At 64.1% G+C, this 3,619-nt stretch carries 4 protein-coding genes; all 4 read right to left on the reverse strand.

Annotated features, from left to right (window positions below; translation table 11 throughout):
• Positions 1–1,071 (reverse strand): aldehyde dehydrogenase family protein (locus tag BN871_RS25960; protein WP_048750074.1); only part of this gene is annotated, 1,071 nt, incomplete at its 3' end.
• A 13-nt stretch (positions 1,072–1,084) separates the two neighbouring features.
• Positions 1,085–1,966, reverse strand: a complete 882-nt coding sequence (locus tag BN871_RS25965) for a nitrilase-related carbon-nitrogen hydrolase (RefSeq protein ID WP_198156219.1) — start codon at positions 1,964–1,966, stop codon at positions 1,085–1,087.
• A gap of 24 nt (positions 1,967–1,990) precedes the next feature.
• Positions 1,991–3,028 (reverse strand): ABC transporter substrate-binding protein, encoded by a 1,038-nt coding sequence (locus tag BN871_RS25970; RefSeq protein WP_048750077.1) that lies wholly within the window; start codon positions 3,026–3,028, stop codon positions 1,991–1,993.
• A 52-nt stretch (positions 3,029–3,080) separates the two neighbouring features.
• Positions 3,081–3,619: ABC transporter permease (locus BN871_RS25975; protein WP_048750081.1), on the reverse strand; the 539-nt coding region annotated here is incomplete at its 5' end.

Genomic DNA, 3,619 nt, shown 5'->3' on the forward strand with positions numbered 1-3,619 from the left:
GTCCATGAGCAGCGCCGCTCCGTYCCGGATTGCGAGCTCCAGCAGCTTCAGCGCCCGGTCGCGGCTGCCGCAGTCGATGAGGGGACCGATAGGAGTCCCCGGCCTCGCTCCGTCGCCGACGATCAAAGCTTCGGCGGCGTCTTGGAGCAGCGGCATGAACGCCTCTGCCGCCGACTCCTGCACGGCGACGACGGAGCAGGCCATGCAGCGCTGGCCGGCGGAGCCGAATGCAGCCGCAGCGATCTGGCTCGCGGCGGCCTTGAGATCGGCATCCGCAAGCACGATGGAGTGGTTTTTCGCTCCTGCCAGCGCCTGGATGCGCTTGCCCGCCGCTGCCGCTCGGGCATGGACGGCCGCAGCCGCAGGCTGCGAGCCGACGAAGCTGACCGCGGCGATAGCCGGATGCTCCAAGAGCGCGTCGACCGCCTCCTTCGAGCCGTTCACGACATTGAGCACGCCGGGCGGAAAGCCCGCTTCCGCGAACAGCTCCGCAAGCCGGCAGCTGAGCAGAGGCGTCTTCTCCGACGGCTTCAATAGGAACGCATTGCCGCAGGCGACAGCCAGCGGAAACATCCAGCATGGCACCATCATCGGAAAATTGAACGGGGTTATGCCCGCGACGACGCCGAGCGGATAACGGTACATGCCGGATTCGATGCCGCCCGCGATATCCGGCAGCTGGCTGCCCATCATCAGCGTCGGCGCTCCGGCTGCGAATTCCACGCATTCGATTCCGCGCTGCACTTCGCCCAGAGCCTCCTCCAGGCATTTGCCGTTCTCGGCTGTAAGGATCGCAGCAAGCTCCATCCGGCAGCCATGAAGCAGCTCCCGGTAGCGGAACAGCAGCCTTGCCCTGGCCGGCACCGGCACCTTGCGCCAGTCCCGGAACGCCAGCAGCGCGGCGGCGGCAGCATCCTCCACCTCGGCGCGGCCGGACATCGGCACGACGGCCAGCACCTCTCCCGTTGCCGGATTCCGCACCTCCGCCTGCCCGGTCCCGACCGCGGCCTCCTTCCACGAGCCTCCGATCCAGTTGCCCAGCTTGCGCGGCCCCGCAGACGTCTCCGTCATCTCCGCTTCCTCCTCACAGATGCGCCAGCTCGCCGTATGTTTCCGGCCGCCGGTCGCGATAAAACTGCCACGCCTCCCGAGCCTCGCGGATCACCGCGCGGTCCAGCTCCCCGATGACGGCCTCGTCCCGGTCCCTGCTGCCTTCCGCCACAATCCTGCCGCGGGGGTCGACCAGATAGGACTGGCCGTAGAACTCTCCCATGTTCCAGGGAGCTTCCGTCCCTACCCGGTTGATCGCGGCCACGTAGTAGCCGTTGGCGACTGCATGGGCCGGCTGCTCCAGCTTCCACAAGTACTCCGACGTGCCGGCCACCGTCGCCGACGGATTGAAGACAATCTCCGCCCCGCCAAGGCCGAGCATCCTCGCTCCCTCCGGAAAATGCCGGTCGTAGCAAATATAGACGCCTACTTTTCCATAGGCCGTGTCGAAGACGGGATAGCCGAGATTCCCGGGCTTGAAATAATACTTCTCCCAGAAGCCGCAGCTTCCCCCGCCCGCTCCGACCTGGGGAATATGATGCTTGCGGTATTTGCCCAGCACCGTTCCGTCGGCATCGATGACCGCCGCCGTATTGTAATAGCTGGCGATGCCTTCCCGCTCATAGACGGGCAGGACAAGCACGATGCCAAGCTCCCGTGCAAGCTTCGCGAACACTTGCACGGTCGGCCCGGCAGGGACCTCCTCTGCCGCCCCGTACCATTTGGGAACCTGCTCCGCGCAGAAATACGGACCGAAAAAAATTTCCTGCAGACCGATGATCCGGGCTCCGCGCCCGGCCGCTTCGCGGATGAGCCGGATATGCTTGTCGATCGCGGCGGCCTTGTGGACCGCGACGTCCTCATCGCCGTCCACTTCATGCCTTGCCTGGATCAAGCCGATTTTGACCGTATCCATTATCCCCATGCCCCAGCCTCCCGTCTATTTGGCCGCCATGCCGTAGATTTCCGTCGTATAGGCGGTTCCCGCATCCGCCGCCTTCTGGATGACGCCGAACTTCAACGCGATCTCCGCGGTCTGCCGGAAAGCCTCCTCGTCGATCATGCCGAGCTTGCCGATATCGAAGCCGTCCGGAGCAACCAGCTTCGCAACCTCCTTCATCATCTTCAGCTGATGATCGCGCGATGTGCTCGCCGCATCCGCTGATTTCATCACAATATCGACCGCTCCCTCTTGATCCTCGACGGCGTCCTTCCAGCCCTTTAGCGACGCCCTCAGGAATTTGGCGGCCGTCTCCTTGTTCTTCGCCAGCCAGTCCTTGTTGGCGAACAGATTGTCCTCCAGCATCCCGACGCCTTCCTTGTTCATGTCGATGACCGACAGCTCCGCCTCGGGAATGCCCTGCTCCAGCACGACCTGGTACTCGTTGTACGTCATGGCCGAAGCCGCGTCCAGCCCGCCGCCCAGAAACTGGTCCATCGTGAAGCCTTGCTTGGCGAACTGCAGATCCTTGGAAGGGTTCAGCTTGTATTTGTCGAACAGCGCCAAAAGCTCGAATTCGTTGCCGCCCATCCAGTTGCCGACTTTTTTGCCTTTCAGGTCCGACGGTCCGGCAATGCCTGCCGATTTCCTGGATACAAGCACGAGACCGCTTTTCTGGTACACCTGCGCGATTTCGACGAGCGGAAGTCCCTGCTCCTGATGCGCCAGCAGGCTCGCGACCCAATCCACGCCGATATCGGCCGAGCCGTTGGCGACCTGCTGCTCCGGGACAATGTCCGGTCCGCCCGGGACGATCGTCACGCTTAGTCCTTCGTCTTTGTAGTAGCCTTTTTCGAGCGCTACATAGTAACCGGCGAACTGGGCCTGGGGCACCCATTTCAACTGCAGCTTGACCGCAGCTGCGCCTTCGCCGGAAGCTTCCTTGCCGCTGCCACCGCAGGCCGTCAGCGCTCCGGCCATCAGCACGGCGAGCCCCGCCGCCGCCAGTCGGCTGTTCCAGCTTGCTGGCCTCTTCATAAGCATCCTCCTCATTCCCGTCCGCATGATGCGGAACGCGATGTTCCGCCTTCTAGCTCCGGCGCCTCCGAAATTCGGGATGCCAGAGGAGCAATCGCCTTTCGGCCGCTTGCACAAGCATATACATGCCGATCCCCGCGGCTGCCGCCGCTCCGATGCATGCCCATCCAAGAGGCATGCGGGCGATCTTCACCGAATTGGACAGCAGATAGCCAAGTCCGCGCGAGGAGTAGAAAAATTCGCTCACCATCGCCGCAATCAGGCCGCCGGCCGTGCTGATCTTGAACGCTGTCAGCATCGCCGGCAGCGATGACGGCAGCCTGAGCTTGAAAAAAGCCGGCACCGCCCCCGCACCGAGAACGTTCATCAGATCCATTGAAGCGGAATCGGCCGATGTCAGGCCGCGGTAGCTGCCGATCGCCATCGGCGCCAGCGTCGCGGCGGCGGCGACGGCGGCTCTGGAGGCGAGGCCGTCGCCGAGCCACAGGTTCATGATCGGGGCGAGCGCTACGATCGGAACCGCGCCAAGCGAAGCGGCCAGCAGCAGCGCGCCGCTCCCCCATCTCGGCATGGCGGCGGCCATTGCCGCCG

The organism is Paenibacillus sp. P22 (assembly GCF_000469945.2).
GTDB lineage: Bacteria > Bacillota > Bacilli > Paenibacillales > Paenibacillaceae > Paenibacillus_O > Paenibacillus_O humicus.

What these genes read in the sequence shown, in the direction of transcription:
- BN871_RS25970 (WP_048750077.1), bottom strand. Translation starts at nt 3,028, where the DNA reads ATGAAGAGGCCAGCAAGCTGGAACAGCCGACTGGCGGCGGCGGGGCTC.
- BN871_RS25965 (WP_198156219.1), bottom strand. Translation starts at nt 1,966, where the DNA reads ATGGATACGGTCAAAATCGGCTTGATCCAGGCAAGGCATGAAGTGGAC.